General features: G+C 50.5%; 23 protein-coding genes. 2 read left to right on the plus strand and 21 right to left on the minus strand.

Features of this window, described 5'->3' with window-relative positions:
- Positions 1-28: 28 nt before the first annotated feature.
- Both PLD04_05685 and PLD04_05690 read right to left on the minus strand, forming a co-directional pair.
- Entirely contained in the window at positions 29-571 is a 543-nt protein-coding gene (locus tag PLD04_05685) for a GNAT family N-acetyltransferase (protein HXK67814.1), read from the minus strand.
- A 108-nt stretch (positions 572-679) separates the two neighbouring features.
- The gene (locus PLD04_05690; GenBank protein ID HXK67815.1) at positions 680-1,969 is read right to left on the minus strand and encodes an MFS transporter; all 1,290 of its coding nucleotides are present in this window, start codon (positions 1,967-1,969) and stop codon (positions 680-682) included.
- Between the two features lie 411 nt (positions 1,970-2,380).
- Between PLD04_05690 and PLD04_05695 the strand changes: the two genes are divergently transcribed.
- Complete coding sequence (locus PLD04_05695; GenBank protein HXK67816.1) at positions 2,381-3,022, plus strand: hypothetical protein; 642 nt, start codon at positions 2,381-2,383, stop codon at positions 3,020-3,022.
- Between the two features lie 37 nt (positions 3,023-3,059).
- On the opposite strand, the gene PLD04_05700 is transcribed toward PLD04_05695, so the two are convergent.
- From PLD04_05700 to PLD04_05770, 15 genes are all read right to left on the minus strand, one after another.
- On the minus strand, positions 3,060-3,905 hold the full coding sequence (locus PLD04_05700; protein ID HXK67817.1) for an OmpA family protein: 846 nt from the start codon (positions 3,903-3,905) through the stop codon (positions 3,060-3,062).
- Between the two features lie 103 nt (positions 3,906-4,008).
- Positions 4,009-4,944: a carbon-nitrogen hydrolase family protein gene (locus PLD04_05705; GenBank protein HXK67818.1), complete on the minus strand. Its 936-nt coding sequence runs from the start codon at positions 4,942-4,944 to the stop codon at positions 4,009-4,011.
- A gap of 76 nt (positions 4,945-5,020) precedes the next feature.
- Positions 5,021-5,587 (minus strand): isoprenylcysteine carboxylmethyltransferase family protein, encoded by a 567-nt coding sequence (locus tag PLD04_05710; GenBank protein ID HXK67819.1) that lies wholly within the window; start codon positions 5,585-5,587, stop codon positions 5,021-5,023.
- A gap of 25 nt (positions 5,588-5,612) precedes the next feature.
- On the minus strand, positions 5,613-6,026 hold the full coding sequence (locus PLD04_05715) for a DUF3788 family protein (GenBank protein HXK67820.1): 414 nt from the start codon (positions 6,024-6,026) through the stop codon (positions 5,613-5,615).
- A gap of 90 nt (positions 6,027-6,116) precedes the next feature.
- Positions 6,117-6,545, minus strand: a complete 429-nt coding sequence (locus PLD04_05720) for an ester cyclase (protein ID HXK67821.1) — start codon at positions 6,543-6,545, stop codon at positions 6,117-6,119.
- A 57-nt stretch (positions 6,546-6,602) separates the two neighbouring features.
- Positions 6,603-7,088 (minus strand): hypothetical protein, encoded by a 486-nt coding sequence (locus PLD04_05725; GenBank protein ID HXK67822.1) that lies wholly within the window; start codon positions 7,086-7,088, stop codon positions 6,603-6,605.
- Positions 7,089-7,157: 69 nt separating this feature from the next.
- Positions 7,158-7,769, minus strand: coding sequence for a LysE family transporter (locus tag PLD04_05730; protein HXK67823.1), 612 nt, complete (start codon positions 7,767-7,769; stop codon positions 7,158-7,160).
- A 33-nt stretch (positions 7,770-7,802) separates the two neighbouring features.
- The gene (gene can / locus PLD04_05735) at positions 7,803-8,432 is read right to left on the minus strand and encodes a carbonate dehydratase (protein ID HXK67824.1); all 630 of its coding nucleotides are present in this window, start codon (positions 8,430-8,432) and stop codon (positions 7,803-7,805) included.
- A 20-nt stretch (positions 8,433-8,452) separates the two neighbouring features.
- On the minus strand, positions 8,453-8,875 hold the full coding sequence (locus PLD04_05740; GenBank protein ID HXK67825.1) for an acyl-CoA thioesterase: 423 nt from the start codon (positions 8,873-8,875) through the stop codon (positions 8,453-8,455).
- Positions 8,876-8,956: 81 nt separating this feature from the next.
- A complete protein-coding gene (locus PLD04_05745) occupies positions 8,957-9,436 on the minus strand; it encodes a hypothetical protein (GenBank protein ID HXK67826.1) in 480 nt (159 codons plus the stop codon).
- Positions 9,437-9,529: 93 nt separating this feature from the next.
- Positions 9,530-9,856 (minus strand): TRL-like family protein, encoded by a 327-nt coding sequence (locus tag PLD04_05750; GenBank protein HXK67827.1) that lies wholly within the window; start codon positions 9,854-9,856, stop codon positions 9,530-9,532.
- A gap of 178 nt (positions 9,857-10,034) precedes the next feature.
- Positions 10,035-10,457 (minus strand): hypothetical protein, encoded by a 423-nt coding sequence (locus tag PLD04_05755; protein ID HXK67828.1) that lies wholly within the window; start codon positions 10,455-10,457, stop codon positions 10,035-10,037.
- A gap of 51 nt (positions 10,458-10,508) precedes the next feature.
- A complete protein-coding gene (locus PLD04_05760) occupies positions 10,509-11,786 on the minus strand; it encodes an APC family permease (protein HXK67829.1) in 1,278 nt (425 codons plus the stop codon).
- 513 nt (positions 11,787-12,299) lie between these two features.
- Positions 12,300-13,412, minus strand: a complete 1,113-nt coding sequence (locus tag PLD04_05765; GenBank protein HXK67830.1) for a prolyl oligopeptidase family serine peptidase — start codon at positions 13,410-13,412, stop codon at positions 12,300-12,302.
- Positions 13,413-13,422: 10 nt separating this feature from the next.
- Positions 13,423-13,743 carry a hypothetical protein gene (locus PLD04_05770; protein ID HXK67831.1) on the minus strand — a complete coding sequence of 107 codons (321 nt, stop codon included), beginning with the start codon at positions 13,741-13,743 and terminating at the stop codon, positions 13,423-13,425.
- A gap of 241 nt (positions 13,744-13,984) precedes the next feature.
- Here PLD04_05770 and PLD04_05775 point away from each other — a divergent pair, with 241 nt between their 5' ends.
- The gene (locus PLD04_05775; protein ID HXK67832.1) at positions 13,985-18,610 is read left to right on the plus strand and encodes a two-component regulator propeller domain-containing protein; all 4,626 of its coding nucleotides are present in this window, start codon (positions 13,985-13,987) and stop codon (positions 18,608-18,610) included.
- Between the two features lie 443 nt (positions 18,611-19,053).
- Here the strand turns inward: PLD04_05775 and PLD04_05780 are convergent, their stop codons facing one another.
- The 4 genes from PLD04_05780 to PLD04_05795 all read right to left on the minus strand — a co-directional run bounded on the left by PLD04_05780 (position 19,054) and on the right by PLD04_05795 (position 21,742).
- Positions 19,054-19,593, minus strand: coding sequence for a hypothetical protein (locus PLD04_05780; protein ID HXK67833.1), 540 nt, complete (start codon positions 19,591-19,593; stop codon positions 19,054-19,056).
- Positions 19,594-19,743: 150 nt separating this feature from the next.
- Positions 19,744-20,373 carry a hypothetical protein gene (locus PLD04_05785; protein ID HXK67834.1) on the minus strand — a complete coding sequence of 210 codons (630 nt, stop codon included), beginning with the start codon at positions 20,371-20,373 and terminating at the stop codon, positions 19,744-19,746.
- 103 nt (positions 20,374-20,476) lie between these two features.
- The gene (locus PLD04_05790; protein HXK67835.1) at positions 20,477-21,016 is read right to left on the minus strand and encodes a hypothetical protein; all 540 of its coding nucleotides are present in this window, start codon (positions 21,014-21,016) and stop codon (positions 20,477-20,479) included.
- A gap of 45 nt (positions 21,017-21,061) precedes the next feature.
- A complete protein-coding gene (locus tag PLD04_05795) occupies positions 21,062-21,742 on the minus strand; it encodes a nitroreductase family protein (protein HXK67836.1) in 681 nt (226 codons plus the stop codon).
- Positions 21,743-21,772: the final 30 nt, after the last annotated feature.

Consider the following 21,772-nt stretch of genomic DNA (forward strand, 5'->3'; position numbering starts at 1 on the left):
AACCTCCCATCCTATTAAGATATTACTGTCATCCTTTTTTCATTATAAAACACAGAGTGCCTGTTTTTTCATCTTCTCCCTCAAAGGTAAAACCACATTTTTCAATTACTCGTTGTGAGGCATGATTTGTCGCAGCTGTTCGGATCATGATTCGCTTTATGCGGGTATCTCTCCATGCGAAGACAGTCAGAGCCTGAACCATATCGGTGGCATAGCCCAATCCTACCCAGGCAGGCATGATCGAATAACCGATTTCCACCTCACCTTCTACTCCAGGCGGGCCAAGAAATCCTCCCGATCCAATTAATACCCCATGACCCTCTGCCTCTGATCGCACAATGGCGTACCAACCGTACCACCCGACAACCGAATCACCGCCTTCCCTGAGGCGATCCCTGAAATACAACTGTGCATCCCGATCATATTCACCCGGTGGCCACCCGGCTTCAACAGAGACACCCAGAAGGGCTGCGAGACTGACGGGGTCTTCGATCTCTGCACAGACAAGATCGTACGTAGCCGCAATTAAATCCAGTTTCCCGGTTATGAGTCGTTTTCGACGATCAGACACCACTCCTGATTCCCCTCATGTTTTGATCTACAGGACATTCTGGCATAGAAATCAGAACGTTGTCACGGACATAATTTTTTTTTCAGGAGAGGTACACCATGCCGATGGCTATTTTTCCGGGGGAACAGAAAGTTCCGTTATGGTCTGAATGCCTTCCGCGACATTCGGGATTATCCCTCGCTGGATATAAATCGGTCGAACCATTTCCCGCAGCCCGGAGAGCCTTGTCATAAAGATCCAGGCCCCGACAATGCAGCAGATTCCACCAATCAGAAGGGTAAAGGGAGCTCCAATGGCACTGGCCAGACTTCCCGCCAGAAAGCTTCCAAAAGGAACGGTCCCCATGAAGGCCATGGCAAAGAAGCTCATGACCCGACCCCGCTTTTCATCATCTACAATCGTCTGCAGGATAATATTGCTGGAAGCCATTTGCACCATCATGCCAAATCCCGTAATCACCATGAGTACCAGGGAAAGAGGGAGGAATCGCGAAAAGGAGAATGCAATCAGGCCCAGGCCGAAAATACCGGACGCCAGAGGGACCAGTCGGCCAAGACCCAGAACACTTTTCCGGGATGCCAGATAGAGGGCGCCTACCAGGGCACCGACACCCGACGACCCCATGAGGAACCCGAACGTATGCGATCCTCCATGCAGAATTTCCTTGGCAAAGACAGGCACAAGAACCACATATGGCATGCCTACGAGGCTGACGAGTGCCAGAAGAAGAATAATCGACCGTATCGGAGCAAACCCGAAGGTGTACGCAAATCCTTCCCGTAATTCCTGAATCACGTGAGTATCTGTCTTCTTTTTCGGTTTTGGTCTGATTTTCATGAGAAGGAGCGAGACAATCACGAACGCATAGCTTACCCCGTTCAGCAGAAAACAGATCCCCTCTCCCATGGAGGCGATGATGACACCCGCAATGGAAGGCCCCAGCAGTCTCGCACTGTTCACCATTGAAGAATTCAGGGCAATGGCGTTTCCCAGATCCTCGTGGTTTTCCACCATCTCAACGACAAAGGCCTGCCGGGCCGGGATGTCAAAGGCGTTTATACAGCCCAGGAATACACTAAGGTAGATGATATGCCAGACACTCAATGCATCCGTGTAATAGAGGTAGGTCAGGAAAAGCGCCTGCACCATGGCCAGCACCTGTGTGACCAGCAGGATGCGATATCGATTCCACCGATCGGAAATGACCCCTGCAAAGGGAGCCAGGAGAAACGTGGGAATCTGTCCTGCAAACCCCACCACCCCGAGGAGAAATACCGACCCGCTTACCCGATAGACCAGCCAGGGGAGTGCGATACGCTGGATCCACGTCCCAACCAGGGAAATGCTCTGTCCACCAAAGAAGAGGCGGTAATTTCGGTACCGGAGAGATCGGAACATGTGCCGCGGAACTCCCGGCCTCCTGCTTTCGTTGGGTTGATCCTGAGTCATCATGAACTTTCTGACATGAGTTGGGTGGCTCTTCCAATGAAATTCTACCTGATTTTTTCCGGGTCTGGAAGTTCAGAATGCGTCTCATGTACCTATATTAGATTTGAATAATTCACTCCTGGATTATGTTCTCTAATGAGAATGAGACATAACAATTGGTCTCGCACTTTAATCATAGTAATACTCGTAATGTGGTCTTTAGAAGGCTGTACGACCTGGGCAGCCAGGGGTTTCCACGTACAGTCAGGCGAAAAGATTCAGCTTATTGTTATGCCTATCGAATGCACCGCCCCTATAACCCATCTGAAATCGATTGAAACAATACCTGAAGGTGCAGATCCACCAGATGATGAGGGAAAGGTGATTCGAGACTTGCTGGATCAGGCTACCCGGGAAATGACGGAATCCCTTGACCTTGAGTTGGATAAGACACCCTATTTCCATGTGATTTCTCATCAGACAGCGAAGAGAAAAGATGACCAACCCGGAGGTCAGGATCAAGCCGATGCAGTTTTAAAGGTACAACTTTCGGGATACGGCAAGCTAAAACGCAGATGGCAGCTCTACATGGTTGGTTCCGGGTTGGTTGAAGGCCTTCTCCAGGGTATCGCTGGCTATAAGATTTCAAGCAACATATACGTGGGCATCGGGTTGGCTGCCGAAGAAATCGCTCAAGAATTGCTGACCTGGGTGGGTGGTGTGGCTCTCTTCAACAAGCATTTCACACCCGTTCTTCTTGAAGCCAGACTCTACGATGCACACAGCGGGAAAAAGCTCTGGACCAGGATCATCGCTGCCGTAGGGAAAAAGAAAGATTTTTCGTCCCTTTCAAAAGAAGAGAGCCATCTTCTGGAAGTCCGGCTCCGCGTCGTACGGGAAAAGGCCATTTCCGAACTTACACAGGCTCTTGTTAAGAAAACCCGGAAACAGCTGGCATTCATTCAGTTGTCAGGACAATCGGCCTCCCCGGGAAATGTAAAGCTCGCCCCTATCGTCCCATGAACATCATGACCAAGGATCGGCAGGGTACCCTGCTCTCCTATTGAGCCACGAGTTCCACTCTCCGGTTCAGTGCCCGACCTTCTTCGCTACTGTTGGAAGCAACGGGGGACGTCGGACCCGCCCCGAAGGGGGTCAATCTGGATACCGCCACTCCGTACTTTCCGGTGAGAGCCTGAATTACAGCATTGGCGCGGGCATTGGAAAGCGTAAGGTTGTAGTCAAAGGCCCCCTGGTTGTCCGTGTGCCCCACCACATAGAGCTTCAGCTTCGGATCTGTTTTGAGCAATTTTGCAATTTCCTTCAGCGTGGGCTCCGAATCCGGTTTGAGGTCCGATTTCGCCGTATCAAAGTAGATCCCATAAACGGCGACCCTGCCGGTCTGCCGAATTGCACCGAGGAGGCTGTCCGCACTGGCCACGATATCCTGTTTCATGGCCTGTTTTTCCACCAGGAAAACCTTGTACATTCCATTGCTCGGACCCTCAACATAGACCCAGACTTCCACATTGTTCTTGACGACCTTCAATGTGATGTACTGCGTCCCGCCGTCTTCAAACTCATAGACCGTTTCACCGCCTATCGACTTTACGGCGTTTTTGTAATTGGCTACGATCTGCATTCCGCTGGGGTATTTCACACCATCGTTGGCATAGTAGTCCAGGTAGGTGTATTGCCCTTCCACGACCTGGACCCTGTCATAGCCGACCGGGAAAGAATATCGACTGAAATCCAGTTCCTGGTATTCAGAAATATAAAATCCAGGCATCCTGCTGAAGAGTGCGGGATCCTTGCATCCCTCGCAGTCATTCGGATCACTGACTGCAAACGTCAGGATCGAGGGGACCAGGCACAGTAACCAGACATACATGCATCGTTTGACCATAGACACTCCTCTTGATTGTAAGGTTATTGGGTATTTTCAGTGATGATTATACGCTTATTTTTATTTCCTCTGCAGGCCGGTGTCGGGAATCCGACACGATTAATTATTTCATGGTTATTGGATTGAGAGGTTGAGTATGAACATGGAGATCGAAGATGTCCGGACGGGAATAGTGTCCCGTAACATCCAGAGCCCGGCGTGCGGAACCAACTCGATCCGGGTCGAAATCGGCGTAGAGAATGGCGTGTTCGTTTCTCAGGGGTCCCGCAACGATTTCGCCCCCCGGAGCGACAACGACGGAATCCCCGGGATTGACCCACTCATCCGCATCCGGATAGAGAATATCTTTCCCCGGAAAGTCTTCCGGAAAATCACTCCCCTTGAGAGGGGTGCCGCTCCCGACCACCCAGCAGCGTCCTTCCCGGGCAATATGCTGCAGCGTTCCGATCCATCCGTCTCCGCTGTCGTACGTTGGTGCGATATAGACTTCTACTCCCTGTGCATACAGGGCGTACCGGGCCAGAGGCATATAGTTTTCCCAGCAGATCAGTCCGCCCATTCTTCCACATGGTGTATCAACAACCCTGAGCCCCGATGCATCCCCCATCCCCCAGACCATGCGTTCCGGGTTTGTCGGCATCAGCTTCCGATGACGGTTTTGAATTGACCCATCCGCACCAATGATCACAACCGTGTTATAGAGCGTTGTTCTACCGAACCGGGCATCTCTTTCATGAATTCCGCATACAACCGTGACTGCGTGATCTTTTGACATCTGGCGCATTGGATTCAGGTCGTCGGAAGATAAGGAGACAGCGTGCCTTAGCAATCGATCATAAATCTCCCCGGTAAGGTCCCAGTCGCTTCCTGGTCTGAGTCGCCAGATCCACGCCGGGTACCCCGGAAAAAACGTTTCAGGAAAAATGATCAGCGTTGCCCCATGGTCAACAGCCTCTTCAATCCATTGAATGGCACGTTCCATCGTAGCCTGTTTGTCGAGATAAAAAGGGGATTGCTGGATAATGGCAAGTTTTGGCATCGTACGATCCTCCTGAACTGGCATCCCTCCTACAAGGCTGATTCTTTCCTCAAAATTCCACGATCAAAATTTTTCTCTACAGTAATCCCGGGATAAATCGCTTTGTTCGAGAGCAATAGGCAGCATATTCGGATCCCAGAGAATCGAGAAGGGCTTTTTCTTCCTTTGTGACTCGATAGAATAGCCCGATTACAATCGGGATCATCATGATAAAAATGCTGAGCCAGCTGCCAAAATAGACACCAAGTCCCAGGAAAGCGATCAACAGGCCCGTATAGGAGGGATGCCGCATATAACTGTAAAGTCCCCGGTCCATCACGGCATGGTCCGAATGAATGGCAATATCCACGGTAAACCATCGCCCGAGCGGAAGGATGGCGATCCAGCGAATGGTCAGGCCTCCGGTCAGAAGGCCCAGAGCCGCAACCTGGCGAACGAGGGGAGATCCCGGGATTTGACCCGGAGGCAGGGTATGAATATAAATGGCAAGAAAAATCCCTGCGGCAATGCAAGACCAAAGCAGAAGCATCGCACCTCGATCCTCCCGCTGAACCGACCTGCCACGTGATCGTTTCAGGATCGCAAGGATAATTTCAGATACAGGAAACAGGATGACAACTGCAGATAACGTGGAATGAATCAAAAATCCTCCCGGGTATGTAAACGATTCAGCGTAGTTTCAATTCTATCAGCGACTGGATGCTTTCCAGATCTGATTCGGAACTCACGGGCAGGCGGAAGCCCGTACCTTCTCCGTAGCGTTTGGCGCCCCGAATGACATCCATTACGGAAGGAGCCAGCGAAAGGCTCCCTAAAGTTTTCATGGCGCGATCCCCGAGCACAAGACCCACAAGAAACTGCTGATCTTGCGGAATCATGTAGGCAATGATGCGTTTTCCCCGTTTCACACGCATACTCCAACCGTACGCCGCCCCGGAGTTTTTCCATTCATGAGAGTCAACTCCTGCTGTTTCGGTCAACCAGTCGAAAAGTGATGACCATGAATCCCACGCAGGCCCCAGGACTTCCATGATCTGAGAGGACGTCGGCGGGTTTGGATCATGAAAAACGGAGAGTGCCATCCCCGGGTAGGCTCCTTTCGAACTTTAAGGACACGGCGTAGGTGAATGGAAAGATCATGACCCTCAATATGACCCCGAACCAGGATACCTTCACGATTCCCCGACAACCCGGATGGCTCCCGCTTCCAGCAACGGACCCAGTATGTTCGCTGCACCCCCGTGCTCCACAATTTTCCCATCGATTACCCGGTCCACATTTACTCCTGTAAACGTTACGGCTTTCCCGGTCGGACGGATACCCATCCACCAACCGATATGGATCCCTCTTGCAGTAATGCAGGAAACAACCCACTCTCCCTCCGCAATCTGTCGATCGACCTTAATCTTCAGATCTCCATAGGTTTGACGGACTCCCTGAATGTGATCGCGGGCTCCTTCAATTCCTAAGGGGTATCGTTTCCCTTCATGGACTTCCGTATATTCCGGTGAAAGGAAATCCCTCAGCCTTTCGACGGACCCTGTACTTACCACTTCCTCATAATAATGACGAACTACAGCTTTGTTATTATTGCTCGACATCGCGGACCTCCATCATGATTTTCCCCAAATGTTTCGCCGGTCCTGTCACGGGGAGAATCATCGGACAAAGTAATAAACGAGGGCAATCAATACAACAATTACAAGAATGGTAAGGAGAGAACATCCCAGAAGGGTGTCGGATCGGTCTTTTCGATCAAAGACACGGATCACTTCTGAAAATTCACCTATCGCTCGTGAAGTTTCAGGAGTACGGTCTAGAATTCTGAGTTTGGCCGTGATGGCCCTCAGCCTGTCCACGGCTGCATGGGTTTCCTGGGTGGCCGAGAAGGCAAGATTGACCAGGGGGATACATTTCACCCCGGCTTCAATCAGGGCCCCGGCATCCTCCGGGATATAACCTGCCGTCAGGAGGGCCACCCTTCGTTCAGACTCGGCCTCAGACAGGGCGGCATGAAGCTGATCCAGAGCGATCATCTGGTCGGACAGGGTGGGTGAAGGGTCGAACGAGGTTCCGCAAAAAGGACAGATATGCCCTTTTAGAGGAGCACCGCAGTTTTCACAATTGGATTGAAGATCCATCATCGGTTCTCCTTTTCTTCCGTGCGGCTCGAGGTTTGATCTGGATCCACCAAAATTATAACTGATCCCCTTTCATTTCAGGATAATGGAAACCAGGAAATAGACCCCCAGTACGGCCAGAACGACAGAAGCCGCAAGCAGAAGCCCAAGACGAACCCGTGGATGGATGGTCGATGTCATGCCTATGAATAGGATAAGGGACGCAAGACAGATAACGATGACCGAGTAAAAGGCTCCAATTAATGCAACCGCATAAAGGGGTGACTGAGACCATGCCTGGAGGGCTAACGGACCAAGGACCAGGCTCCACCCAATATACGGGCCTGGATTCACCAGATTGACCCCTACCGCCTGAAGGAATGTGCGGGTTGGATGCCGGGAGGCATCCATGTCACCCAGGCGGGCATGCCGCCACTCCAGAAAGGTCTTCACAGCCAGAAAGAGCAAAACAACACCGCCGGCTCCCCGAAGAACAGCCTCGAAGCCGCCGGGGACGTGATGCAGGAGAAAGAGCATGAGACAGGCAATGGGGATATCACTGATGAGGGGAGCAAAAGCCGCCGGAAGCGTACGTTTCCATCCGTCCGCTGCAACACGGGAGAGGAGGAACGCATTCAGAGGACCCGGCTGAACTGCCGCGGCAAAGGCAAACCCTCCCCCTATGAGAACGTATTTAATCCACATGTGAGCTGTAGATCGTAATTTCGGACCCGGCCATTATTCAATCCTGTGAGTATCAGAGATTTCATCAGCATTCGTAACGCACACATCCAGATCGTGAATAATACCGTCCTCAATCTTATAGATCCAGCCGTGAACCGCCAGTTTCTGACCCGCTTTCCAGGCATTCTGGACAATGGTCGTATGGCAGACATTGGCCACCTGTTCGCGGACATTCAGCTCACAAAGGAGACTGACTCGACCTTCGATATCTTCAATTGCACCAATCTTGTCCTGATGGTACCGATAGACATCCTTCAGGTGGCGAAGCCAGTTGTCAATCAATCCATGTTCCTGGGCTTCCATGGCCGCCTTCACTCCCCCGCATCCGTAATGGCCGCAGACAATTACATGTTGGACTTTCAGGACTTCGACCGCGTATTGAATCACAGAGAGACAGTTAAGATCCGTATGGATGACCAGATTCGCGATATTACGATGGACAAAGATCTCTCCCGGAGGCAGATCCACAATCTCGTTGGCGGGCACCCTGCTGTCGGAACATCCAATCCAGAGATATTCAGGACTCTGCTGTCTGCTGAGTTGCGAAAAGAAGCCCGGATGGTTTTCCTCAACCCGTTTCGCCCAGCGCCGGTTGTTATCAAAGAGATGACGAAGCACACGCATAATGTTGAACCTATCTTACCCTATCGAGCATCACAGGTGGAAAATTTTGCGTAGATATCGTCACTGACTTCGATGGGTTTCAGAGTTTCGGCATGAATCGGACACCAGGTCGTCAGAGCAGTGGCCAGGATTTTCCCGTCCCTTTTTCTGAGTAGTTCCGTGTGCCGTTCAAATCCTCTTCTTGTGACGCCCCCCACCCAGGTCCGCGCGACAATGGTATCTTCCGGAAGTGCAGGCCTTCGGTAATCGATCTCATGCCGCGCCACGACCCAGAGCAGGGCCCGCTTTTCACTCTCTGAAGCCAGCGCATTCCAGTGGGCCACCGCCGCGTCCTGCACCCAGCGCAGGTAGACCACATTGTTGACATGGCCCAGACGATCGATATCCTCTGGTTGAATTGTAATTTCGATTTCATAGGGTAAACGGGATCGGTTTGAACTCATAGACGACATGATACCTCGATCCATCCATAATATTAAAAATTGCGAATCAGGGACTTCTTCAGCAGGTTTTTTCCGATCCGATCAACCGGGATTTTCAGAGGAACCGGTCACAGACTCCATGAGTTCCCGCGGATATTCCTGCAGCACCTTTACAATTTCGGGATCACCATCCGAAACAAGGATGGCCTTTAACCTTTCCCTTACAGAAGCATCATGCAGCATGTTCCATAGGAACTCATAGGATCGGGCCGATTCCAGATCCTGTTCTGTTATGGTGCAGAGCGTTGGATCCTCCATAAAGGTGCGATCAAGTTTTCCTTCCAGAAAATCGCGATTAATGATGATCCTGAAGGAAACAAGGTTTTCTTCCGGATTGTGTTTTGCATATTCATAGATGTACTCGATGACGGTACCCACAAGCCGATCCAGACTTCCGTCTGTAAAATTCAGCGTCCTCGTAACCACCTCATCCGGTTTGTTTTGAGAGGGCTGTTCTTTCTTATTACAGGAGAAACTAAAGAGAACAACCACAATAAGCAGGAAAGGGAATCTCTTGACCATAGCAACCTCCGCGGATTGAACATCCATCCTCCACCTGCTTATACTGTAATACAAACAACCGGAAAAACAAACCTTTTCCCGTCGATTCCTTTACTATTCTCCGTACACAAAGACCGTGAAGCGGGTATACAGACCCAGGAAACCTTTTGTTTCGTAATCCACATGATGAATGGCCGTAATCCCGGCTTTCTTGGCAGCCGCGTCAATCGAGCAATCTCCCACGGCAATGAGACCCAGGAAAGATTCGCACGTACTTTCCCCGGTTTTCAGGGTCCCCTGTACGTCATTTGCTGTGGCGGACACAGGCGCTTTGACATCGGTGTAGACGACACCTGTTACAGGAGCCACACCATATGCACAGGAAATGAGGAGGGAAAGGGAAAACAGCAGGGCCAGCAAGAACAATGCACGAAGTTTCATTTGAATTTCCTTTCTGCCTGACTGTCATACCGGACAATCTCGGCTCAGTGAAGTAGGTTTGCAGGATCCATGCCAGGTTTTTAAGCACAAATATTTGATTACACAGTGGGATCGTTCCAGTAGATGTCTTTTCAAGAGGACAGATCGAACATAAGATGTCCCTAATGACTTAAAAAATTCATGCAAATTTGATCAGCAGGGCCAGCCCTCCAAAAACAATCACAAGAAAAAGAAAATAGAGCAGAATACTTGCCCATCGGGGAAGAGCCAGAACATGGTTATTGACCAGCATCTCGTAGGGGCGTCTCACGGGTGGAACCGTCCTGGACTGATCGCTCGACCACACCCAGTGCACACCATTTTCCGCGCCGCAGATGTACCAGGTGCCACTGTCATCCGTATACTGACAGTGAGCTTTCAGGTAGACGGGACGAATATTGATTTTCGGGAACGGAGATCGAAGGAGCATCCCGATCATGGTCATCTCTTTCAGGGTACCCCCCTCTTTCTCAATCGTTTCCCGAACGTACTTTCGTAATGCCCGGTATCGTTTCGTCCAGTTCTTCAGTTCCGACACCGCAACATACAGGGTGGGATCCATACTCTTTAAACCTCTGGAAAATAAAAAACCATGCTTTTCCATTTGATCATATCAGATTCGCTTTCTATCTATGGAAAGGTGCCGTAATAGAAAGGGCCGCCCAAAAACAGCAATGAGCACCAGAGGAACCAGGCAGAGAAGGGCGACGGGTTCAACCCGGATCATTCGTACAATCAGACCGAGTGTTGAAGCGGCACCGGCCAACAGGCCGAAACCTGTCACAGTACGGGATCCTGCGCGTTCAAAAAATGCAAGGCCGCTAACCACGGTAAACGTGAAAAGGAATGCAAGACTGGCTGTTTCGACCAGGGTAGCCAGGGATCCAAACACCGCAAGGATAGCCGCCGCACTTCCCATGATAATGATGGCCCGATCCGGGACACCCCTCCGGTTCCGATGCTCCAGTGACATCGGAAGTTCCCCACCCTCCGCCACTTCGTGGGCCAGGCGGGCTGTGGCAAAGAGCGTGGAATTAATTGCAGAACCCGTGGAAAACGCAGCACCTATCGTGACAAGAATCAGTCCCGGAATTCCCAGGATTTTCCGACCGGCTACTGCAAGAGCAACTTCCTCATGCTGGACAACCTGATCGGCCCCGATCAACATCGTAGTCCCCAGTGTGACCGCGATATAGACACCAATCACCACGACGATGGCAGAAAGCACGGCTCTCGGCAATGTCTTTCTGGGTGATTTGATATCCTCATAGTCATATGCCAAGAGCTGAAAACCCTCATAGGCCATGAAAACAGAGGCCGCACCAAAGAGTGCCGCTCCAAATCCAGAATCCGGTACACCCTTTGACAGCATGGGAATATCCCACTGAGCCAGACCCCAACAGGAAAGACCTACCAGGACGATTAGCTTAAACCAGACTAAAAATACTTCCACATCCCCCGCCTCACCCACTCCCCGCAGGTTTAAACCAATGAAAAGAACGAGAATTGCGAGGGCCGCCGCCCTTGGGAACCAGGGACCCAGACCTACGACATTTCCAAGGTATTGCCCGAAGGTAAAGGCATAGACCGAATTGGTCAGGATATACCCGATAATCAGAACCCAGGAAAGACTGCCGGCAAATCCCTCTGCATTAATTTCCCGAAGAAAGGTAAAGGCTCCTCCCCCCTCTCCATAATAGTCTGAAAGCTTTACATAGCTGTACCCCGCCGCCAGGGCTACCAGGCCTGCCGCCAAAAAACTCAACCAGGCCAACGCTCCGGCGATATGAATGACAACTCCCAGCGTGGAGAAGATTCCCCCTCCCACCATACCTCCCACAGCCATGGACCATGTAGCAGTAAACCCAAGCTTATCCGAAGAACGATTCATCACCCTGTGAACCCGATGGAACGATTACGATAGAATCTCATGATAACCAGTATAACCCCTGTTTCACGCTTCGAATTGCACATCACGCAAAGTCAGGGCAGGATTGGCGATGATTGGCCCTGTGTCAGGAACGATTCATCTATCTCCATTAATTTGAACATATTCCTTGTATAACGTGCGCAATCCATGGTGAGACCACCATGGAAGCCATCCAGGGAGCATCAACCTTCCCCGGAAGAGGTTGAAGTCGGATAGGAGACGTTCCCAGGAATATCCTGCTACGAATCGTCCGAATAAATTTCGAAGATAAGCGTGAGAACCGCCCACATCAGTCCGACAAAAAAAGATCATGTGTGGCAGTGACCCTGATCCATCCCACAAAGAATGTTGCAATGGCGACATTCAGAATGGATCCAGTTCCGACACCGCAACGTACAGGGTGGGATCCATGAATATCACCTCCAATGCCGTCGAAAAACTTGAAATAGTAATGGGGTATAGCAGAATGATTTTTCATTTTCGGAATTCTTCTCCCGAAGAGGAACCCGCCGGCTTTAATTGTTTCCCGTCCAACGATTCATTTGGCGTTACATTTTGCAGCCATTGAATCATTTTATTCAGATATTCCGGATGCACCTTCCAGCTTATCCGTCTCCTTCTCTCCTTTTCACAGCCCGTCTGCGAGGGAACCATGTCATGATCGACACCGGGAAAGAGGATGACCTCTGAGGTCGGGTTACCCGCATTTTCAATAGCGTTCAGATAGGCTTTCACACCCTGATGCGGGTCTACGTTTGTATCCAGCTCTCCAAAAAACGCCAGCACGGGAATGTTTACCTTCTCCATGATCGGTACAGGATCAAAATAACTATCCCCTTCTTTGCTCCTGGGAGTCCACCGATCCTTTGGTAAAATGCCGGCCATAAAACCAATGTCCTTCACAACCGGAAAGCGTTCAAGAAGCTCTGCGCCATTCGAGACATAGGCTTCATAGTCTGGAGCACGCAAGACTTCCAACACCAGGGCATCCGCTTCCTGTGACTCTTTCTTACTGTACCCCTCACACTGAATCTGCCTGCCCATATAATAGGCGGTCTGCTGAATACTATCTTCACCCGGAGAGCCCACAAGGATTACGAAGGATAGATCTATTCCATCCTTGAGGGTATACGCCAGGACATACCCACCCTGGCTGACTCCCCATGCTCCGATCCTGTCCTTATCGATCGAAGGTTGATTTCGCAATAGAGATACCGCATCCCGCACGATCCCAGCGCGCTCGCAAAATACGCCACCTTCATGAAAAGATCCTGTAGACTTCCCCGATCCCGGCTTGTCCCAGATCAACGTGGCGAATCCTGCCTGAACGAATCTATTTCTCATCTCCCGGTAGTAATCCTTCGTTCCCCTTCCATCCCCGTGGACAATGATGATTGCGGGATGTTTCCCCTCGCCTTCGGGGAGCTGGAGATTGCCCACGAGGGTAAATGCCCCCGAAGAAAAGGTAATGGTTCGGGAAGACTGGGATGAAACGAGTTTTGATGGGCAGGCAACCATCCATGGGAATGCCAGGAGCAGGATGAGACAGGGCAGATGTAACGAATGTCTGGTACATACTTGGATCATCAGTGATTTCCTATGAATGACCAAGCCACCAGCCAATAAAAACAAGAATGACACACAACAGGGCAATCCCGGTGACAAGGTACATCCGAAACTGGCGTGTCTCGAGCTCCCGTGCTTCATCCAGATAGAAACGGCCTTCCTGCAACTCCACGAATACCCCTCTATGTCTCAGCATTTCAAAGAGAGGGCTCTTCGTAACGCCAATCTCTGCCAGGGTTCGTGCTGACTCCGGGGAAAGGGCTCCCACGGACCGAAAAACCTTGATCATTTTCTTCCGTTTCCTCGAAATGACCGCAGCAGCCACAGGTGCAAAAGATGTCGAAGGAATCATGACTATCTCCCGATGCAAACAGATTGAACATGAATAAAGCCACTTCCATCATGTATTTCTAAGCATGGTATACGCCAGACACCCGGGGAAAATTCACTTTCAAACAGACCGTTTGATCCACTTGATTCACCAGTACCCTCGATTCCGGACGTCTTTCAAATAGATTGTAACAGACGCGGAGCACCGACTATCCCAAAATGTCCGGATTGTGACTGATCCGGCATCCGGTATAATCCAGAGGATGCTCACAGCTGGATATATAAGCCCTGGACAGCGACAGATTCCGATCGTTCCCTGTATCTTCTTTCTGTGCGGGACTTTAGCATTTTCACTCGTGATGCATGGTGAGGCCCGTTTTGAGCAATTCTCAGTTGAACACGGCCTCTCTCAGGCCACGGTCAATTGCATTTTTCAGGACAGCAGGGGTTTTTTGTGGTTCGGTACGAGCGATGGCTTGAACCGGTACGATGGATATGTCTTTAAGGTTTTCAAAAAGAACCCCGATGATCCCAATACAATTTCGGGAGACTACATCAACTGGATCGGGGAAGATAAGCAGGGATCCATCTGGGTCTATTCTGAGGGAGGCCTGGATTCTCTGGATCCCTTCCGGTTTCAATGGTCACATTTTGCTGATGACGTGGGAATTCACAATTCCAAGGAGCAGAAGAAGCTCCGGGCCGCCTATCTTGGACCGGATAAGGCATTCTGGATCATTGGTGAAAGGAATGAACTCTTTCGATTCGATCCCGAATCATGCTCTCTTCAACGGCAAAGTACGGGGCCGATGGAATCAAAGTCCGACGTTCTGCCTGAAATTCTCTCCATATCTCAAGATCGCAACGGAGAATTATGGATTTGCACGGGGGCAGGCCTGTATTCCTTTGATATTCAAAAAAATGTTTGGCGACAATCGGAAACCATGTTCCATAACTCCAAACATGGTGATCTTCCGAAAACCTATTTTGTCTACGAAGACAGGGAGGGCATTCTCTGGGCGGGAACCAATGTGGGAATCTGGCGAAAGGATTTTTTGAAAGGCACGTGGGTCCTCCTGGAAGTCCCCGAAAATCTGCGCACTCTACTACAGGCACCCGTCCTGAATTCCATCCTGAGAGACATCACCGGGAACCTCTGGTTTGCAACGTCAAAGGGCCTGATTCGTCTTGACCTCCTGAAGGGAAAATGGCAAAGGTGGACCCATGATCCTGCAAATCCAAAAGGTCTCGGGATCGATGCCCTCTCAATCCTCTTTGAAGACGATGCAGGCCTTCTCTGGATCGGTACGGAGGGAGCCGGCGTGCAGAAGTATAATCCGAATCGTGAAAGGTGGAACCATGTGTACCGTGAAGCAGGCACGGATAATACCCTTTCCAATGATGCCGTATTTTCCTTTCTCGAAGATCGGGAAGGAAAAATCTGGGTGGGATCCTGGGGCGGGTTAGACTGTTGGGATCGGGAGAAGGATGTCTGGACTCACTACACACACGATACCAACAACATCAATTCCCTGAGCGTGAATCCCGTCATGGCACTCTACCAGGATCAGGACGGAATGCTGTGGGTAGGAACGTATGGCGGAGGACTTAATCAATTCAATCCAAAAAGAAACACATGGAAACATTTCCGTCACGATCCTGAAAACTCCAACTCTCCGGGACATGATATTATCTCCTGTCTTCAGGAAGACAGCAGGGGCAACTTCTGGGTCGGAAGCGATCGCGGCGGGTTGCATCGACTGGACAGGAAAACCCTGCGCTGGAAACGGTACCTTTATGTTGATCAACCAACCAACGCACCGGGGAAAAATCGAGTTAAAACCTTATTTGAAGATCACGACCAGTATCTGTGGATTGGTACATGGGGCGGTGGTCTGGGAAGGTTTGATCCTGAAACAGAAACGTACGTCTGGTACGAAACGAATCCTGATGATCCAAAGAGTCTCCGGGATATGGCCGTTCGCGCAATCCATGAAGACGCCAGGGGACGCCTCTGGGTCGCAACGGCCAAGGGACTCTCGCTTCTCGACCGTGAAACCGGTAAATTTTCACACTTCACAACCGCTCAGGGCCTACCCAATGATTTCATTTACGGGATCCTCGAAGACATAAAGGGTCGTCTGTGGATCAGCACGAATCTGGGTCTTTCATGCTTCGATCCCGATGCTGGCACCTTTAAAAATTACGATATCAATGACGGTCTCCAGAGTAACGAATTCAATGCAGGCGCTTATTACCGAAGCCCGGAAGGGGAGATGTTTTTCGGAGGGATCCACGGTTTTAACGCTTTTCACCCGGAACAAATTGAAGACAACCCCCATATCCCTTCCGTCAATATAACTTCTTTCAAGAGTTATGATCGTGTCGTGCCTCTGGAATCCGAAATCGTGGATCCACTTCTACTCTCCTATCGTGACAACTACCTCTCCTTTGATTTTATCTCTCTGGATTTCACCAATCCAAGCAAGAACCAGTATGCCTACAAGCTGGAGGGGTTTGACAAAGACTGGATTCCCTGCGGAACCCGTCGCTTTGTTTCGTATACCAATCTTCCCGGAAACCGATATATCTTTCGTGTCCGGGGATCCAACAACGACGGGGTCTGGAACGAAGAGGGAGCTTCGCTTCCATTCATCCTTCCTCCTCCTCCCTGGAAGACATGGTGGGCCTACGTTATGTATGGGCTTATCGCCCTCACTTCCATTGCAGCTTATGTAAGAATCAAGACTCGCACCCAGGCCCTCAAGCTAGAAGCAAGAGAACGGGAACTGAAACAGGAACGCACGGTTTCGGAGAAACTGCGAACTCTGGACCGACTCAAGGACGAGTTTCTGGCGAATACATCTCATGAGCTTCGGACCCCTTTAAATGGAATTGTAGGACTGACCGAATCTCTCATCGACGGAGCCACGGGCCCCTTGCCGGAAGAGACGGTGCGGAACCTGTCCATGGTTGCAGCCGCAGGAAAGCGTCTGACCTTTCTTGTAAATGACCTTCTGGACTTTTCGCGTCTTAAGAACAGGGACCTCGCCCTTGAACATCGTCCCGTTGACCTGCGCACTCTGACCGATCTCGTTTTTGTTCTGCTTCGCCCGCTGGCCGGGCAGAAGGGTCTCACGTTAATTAATGATATCCCCGTCGATGTTCCTTTCGTCCTTGGTGATGAAAATCGGCTTCAACAAATCCTTTACAACCTTGCAGGGAACGGCGTGAAGTTCACCGATAAAGGGGAAGTTCGGGTTACGGCCACCATTCAGGACGGTTTTCTCCAGGTTTCCGTATCCGATACCGGGATTGGAATCCCGGAGGAGAAGCTGGAAGAGATCTTCACTCCCTTTGAACAGGTGGATGGTTCGGCGGCCCGGCGTCAGGGGGGAACCGGCCTTGGCCTGTCCATTTCCCGGAAACTTGTTGAACTTCACGGAGGAACGATTCGCGTCGAATCCCGCACAGACATGGGATCGACTTTCATATTCACTCTTCCCCTGGCAACCATGGAAAATTCGGAATCGTTCTCTAACGCCATCACACCCGAACCCCCGGCTCAGGACAGGATCAACCGGATGCGGGATTCCCTGGAGGTCGATTCCGCAAGTTACGCACGAGAGACCAGTGAAATTGTTCCAGCGGCACGAACTACGGAGGAACTTGCCCCCACTCATGGGGATGAGCCAATCAGAGTATTGCTTGTGGATGATGAACCTGTGAACCTCCAGGTATTGGCCAACCAGCTCTCTCTCCAACATTATGTTGTAACCCAGGCTCTCAACGGTCCTGAAGCCCTTCGGCTCATGGAAGACGGCCCGCGGTTTGACCTGATTCTTCTGGACATCATGATGCCCAAAATGTCGGGCTATGAAGTCTCACGGAAGATAAGGGAAAATTATCCTGCCCATCTACTCCCCATAATTATGCTTACCGCAAAAAACCAGGTCAGCGACCTGGTGGAGGGTCTTTCTGCGGGAGCTAACGATTACATTGCAAAACCCTTCTCCAAACATGAGCTCCTTGCCCGAATTAAAACCCATCTGCACCTTTCAAAAATCTCGACAGCATATGGCCGATTCGTCCCCATTGAATTTCTCGAGCACCTCGAAAAGGAAAGCATCCTGGATGTCCGTCTAGGAGATCAGGTCAAGAAGGATATGACCATTCTCTTTTCGGATATACGCTCCTTTACATCACTCTCCGAAAAGATGACCCCCGAGGAGAATTTCCGTTTTATCAATGACTTTCTGGAACGCATGGAGCCCGTCATTACAACCCATGAAGGATTTATCGACAAGTATATTGGGGATGCGATCATGGCCCTCTTTGACCGGACCCCTGACGATGCCGTTCGCGCAGGAATTACGATGCTGGAAACGTTAAAGACCTTCAACGCAGAACGCGCTTCTCATGGATTGGATCCTGTTTCCATTGGCATCGGGATCAACACCGGTTCTATGATGCTGGGAACAGTTGGGGGGCCCAACCGGATGGACAGCACGGTGATCAGCGATGCCGTAAACCTGGCCTCCCGCATTGAAGGATTGACCAAAAGCTTTAATGTGCCTCTTTTAATCTCCCACCAGGCATTTGGCGCTCTCCAGAATTCCGGAGAATTTTTCATCCGTCAGGTAGGAAAGACTCAGGTGAAGGGTAAGGTCGAACCCGTTACAGTGTACGAGGTCTTTAATGCGGACCCGGAATCCATGAAGAAAGCAAAAGAGGATACGCGAACCCTCTTTGAAGAAGCGCTTGTGCACTATTTTAATTCTGACTTTGAGAATGCCGCAGCTCTATTTGCACAATGCCTCCAGCATGCTCCGGAGGACAACCCCGCCGCCAGCTACCTGAAACTCTGCCGCTCTGAATTCCCAGATTGACACTATCCGTTTTGTAATGGAATTACCCCTATGGTGAGATCAGAGGATTGAATTCCTTCCACTTTATTTTTTTCGGAGAAGCCGATTGTCGATGAGGTAGAAGGGAATCAGAAGAGACAGATAGGTAAAAAATCTTACGGATCGTAATGGGCATGATAAAGATGGAAATATTGAGCGCCCTCGACAGGAAAACAGACTCCAGCGATGAAAGCGAGCGTGGTTTCAGATCGGGAAAAGACCGAAAGAAGCGGGCCCATTCTTATGGTACGACCCACGAAAAAGGATGTAATTCCAGGCCGGGGTCACGATATCAAGAACGTAACTGCTCCTGAATCCCCGCTGAGTCCGATACAACCCAGAATCAGGATGGAGATTGTCCAGACAACTCTCGCTTCGAACCGTGGAGTACCAGGCTGACCCTGATTACAAGCCATCATGATGGATTACTCATGGTTGAAAGGAACGAGAGTTCCATCGGGGACCTGGAGTACACACGGATTCAGAGTAAGGGAGAGGTAATCGACCAGGGCAAACCATTCCGGAGGAGGCCACATCGGATCTTCGGGGGAAAACCCCTTCCGGGGATCGATGGAAACGGTTATGCTTTCTTCTCCAGGACGATGCAGGATGATGTGCTCCGTCATGGCGTCTTCCCGTCCCAGGGCACGATACTGGTGATACACCGGCGGTGGATTTGTGTTGAGCCAGGCGAGGATTAACCTTCGCAGTTTTGCGGTCTCCTGCACAGACAATACTGCAGGCTCCCGCCTGGCCAGTTCCTGACGGTAGATCCCTACGCTTGAAGACAACATTGGGTTCGGCTGGGAAGCACTCTTCATTATGCTTCTCATCTCTCGCGTGGAAAGGTCTGCTTCGATCATCATGGCTGACGTATGAATGTATCCCGCACCCGGACTCACCCCGGTCCAGGTATAGTAAACGATGCGGAACGTGTCCGTTTCTTCTGACGCCGAAGTGGGCACAGGATTTCCACATCCCACGCAGAACATTACAATCGTACACACCAAAAGAAATCTAACGATGGTTCTCCTCTCTTTCACCCTTTCAGGAAACCCCTATCAAAGAAAAAAAGAGAACAAGGATAATGAAGATGTCAAAAAATGACCACCCTGTCAATGTTTCTCCTCAGGCGGAATATAAAGAGCCTCTTTTCTGGTAAATACGGAGCTGTTCTCTCTATCCACCATTTTGGAGAAATCGGCATCCCGGAAAAAGGCGGCAATCGATTCAGAATCCGCAGAAATAATAGGATCCTTGAGACCCTTGTCCGATGTATTTCTGCCCGTAAGCTTCTTTTTCGTGACGGCTTCGGCAAAATAGTCGGGTTCGAGATGATTCAGCGTAAGGGTGTCTTTCGAGATTTCATAGTGAAGGATGATATAGCACGAGTCATTTGAGAAATCCGTCAGACCCGAGACCTGCCTTGTGTGCTCACCCATCTTCATGCACAGGTAGGTGTGGCCTTTGATCTTTGCCGTAAACCCCTCCGCCAGCATGATGTTTTTATTTTCGATATAGGGCTGATAGCTGAAGTTTTCGAGGCTCAGAACCTGCATCACACCGGGCTGATCGGGAAAGAAGAAGAGCTGCACATCTCCTTCCTTCAGTATCCAGCTGCCCAGAAGTGCCGGATCCACAGAAAATTCCGTATCCTTTGGCAGAGGATTTTCGAACACCGGAATGCAGGACAGGGCACAAACGGACAGGAACAGGACCAGGAAAAGGCGTTGGATACGTTTCATTGCGCATGACCCCCTCGTTCCTAAGATTCTTTTGACTCATTCTACTATTGATCCATCTCCCGAGCAGAGTGGAGAACACCTTCCGGTGAACGCTCCGAGCGATCTACTCTTCCCGCTTCATCTCACCCTTCAGATATGAGGTTAAGGCTCCTCCAGGCGGAGCGAAGAAAAACTCCACGGATAATTTCCCGTCTTTGGTTAATTCATAGACAAGTCTAAAGTGGGGTTCACTCTCCGCATTTTCACTGTCGAGCATTACATGGTTACCCGTATCGGAGGAGGATACCTTGTAGTGGATCAAGTGGCCTTCATTATCAAAATAGATGGCCTTAACATTCGTATCCCCGGATTGAGGATAAAAGACAAGAAGATCCTCGTGCACCCTTCCCTTGGAATCCTCCTCCTTCGGTGCATATCTCGCCACATTTTTTCTTACAATAATATTCTTGTCTAACTCATACGAGAACGATGTAATACCCGATACAGCTTCACCTGGTTTTCCGGATCCCGTACCGGACCATTTCCCCATAAGGAACTGAAACGGTTTCCAGACATCATGTTCCTGTGAAAGGACGGTCACCGGAAACAGAAGAAAAACAATGATTGTAGAAACCGCACTCCTTAGGATGGCGTTTTTTCTCATGCATCTCTCCTTATACATGTTCAGGTTCCCGGCTGAGGTATTCACCTATTTATGCTCATTGGGTTTTGAAGATTCTACCTGCGGATATCCCACAGTCTGGGAGAGAATGACTCGATAATCCTCTGACAGGTTCAAAGCTTTTGCCAGAGCTTCCCGGTCGATGGAACCGCGCACCACGGCCCTCAATCCCTCCGATGCGCAGTACAAATATACATTCTGGCAGATAAAGCCCGTGTCCGCGGCAGAGTAGAGATCCTGATCTTCAGGCTTTGAACCGGCCATTTTCGACCGATCCGCCACGTAGACAAGATTCATGGGAGCCGTCGCAACAAAATCCTGCACGCCTGCCAGTTTTCGAATATCCCCTGCTTTGATGTATTTCAGAATGTTGGGTTTGGCTTCATACTGATAAACTCCTTCTTCTAGAAAGACAAAAATTTCCACTTCCTGCCAATTTCTGGCGGATGGAGCGGTCCGTTTCCCGGTATCGGGTCGATTCACTCCAAATGCCGCCCAGAGAAGATTGGACATGACCTGGAGAGGAAGCTTCTCTGGACTGAAGTTCCTGGTGGAGTGCCGTTCCTTGAGCACCTGCATAAGCGGCTTTCCTCCCTCCATCTGCGGAGCGGGCAGTTGGATATCCTTTAACTCCGTCGTCTCACCCCATACTGTCAGGGAGAACAGGAACATCAGCACGGCGCAAAACCCCGTTTTCACATTTGCCATTCCGTCACCTCCACCGAACCTCGGGATGTT

The organism is Thermoanaerobaculia bacterium (genome assembly GCA_035593605.1).
GTDB lineage: Bacteria > Acidobacteriota > Thermoanaerobaculia > UBA2201 > DAOSWS01 > DAOSWS01.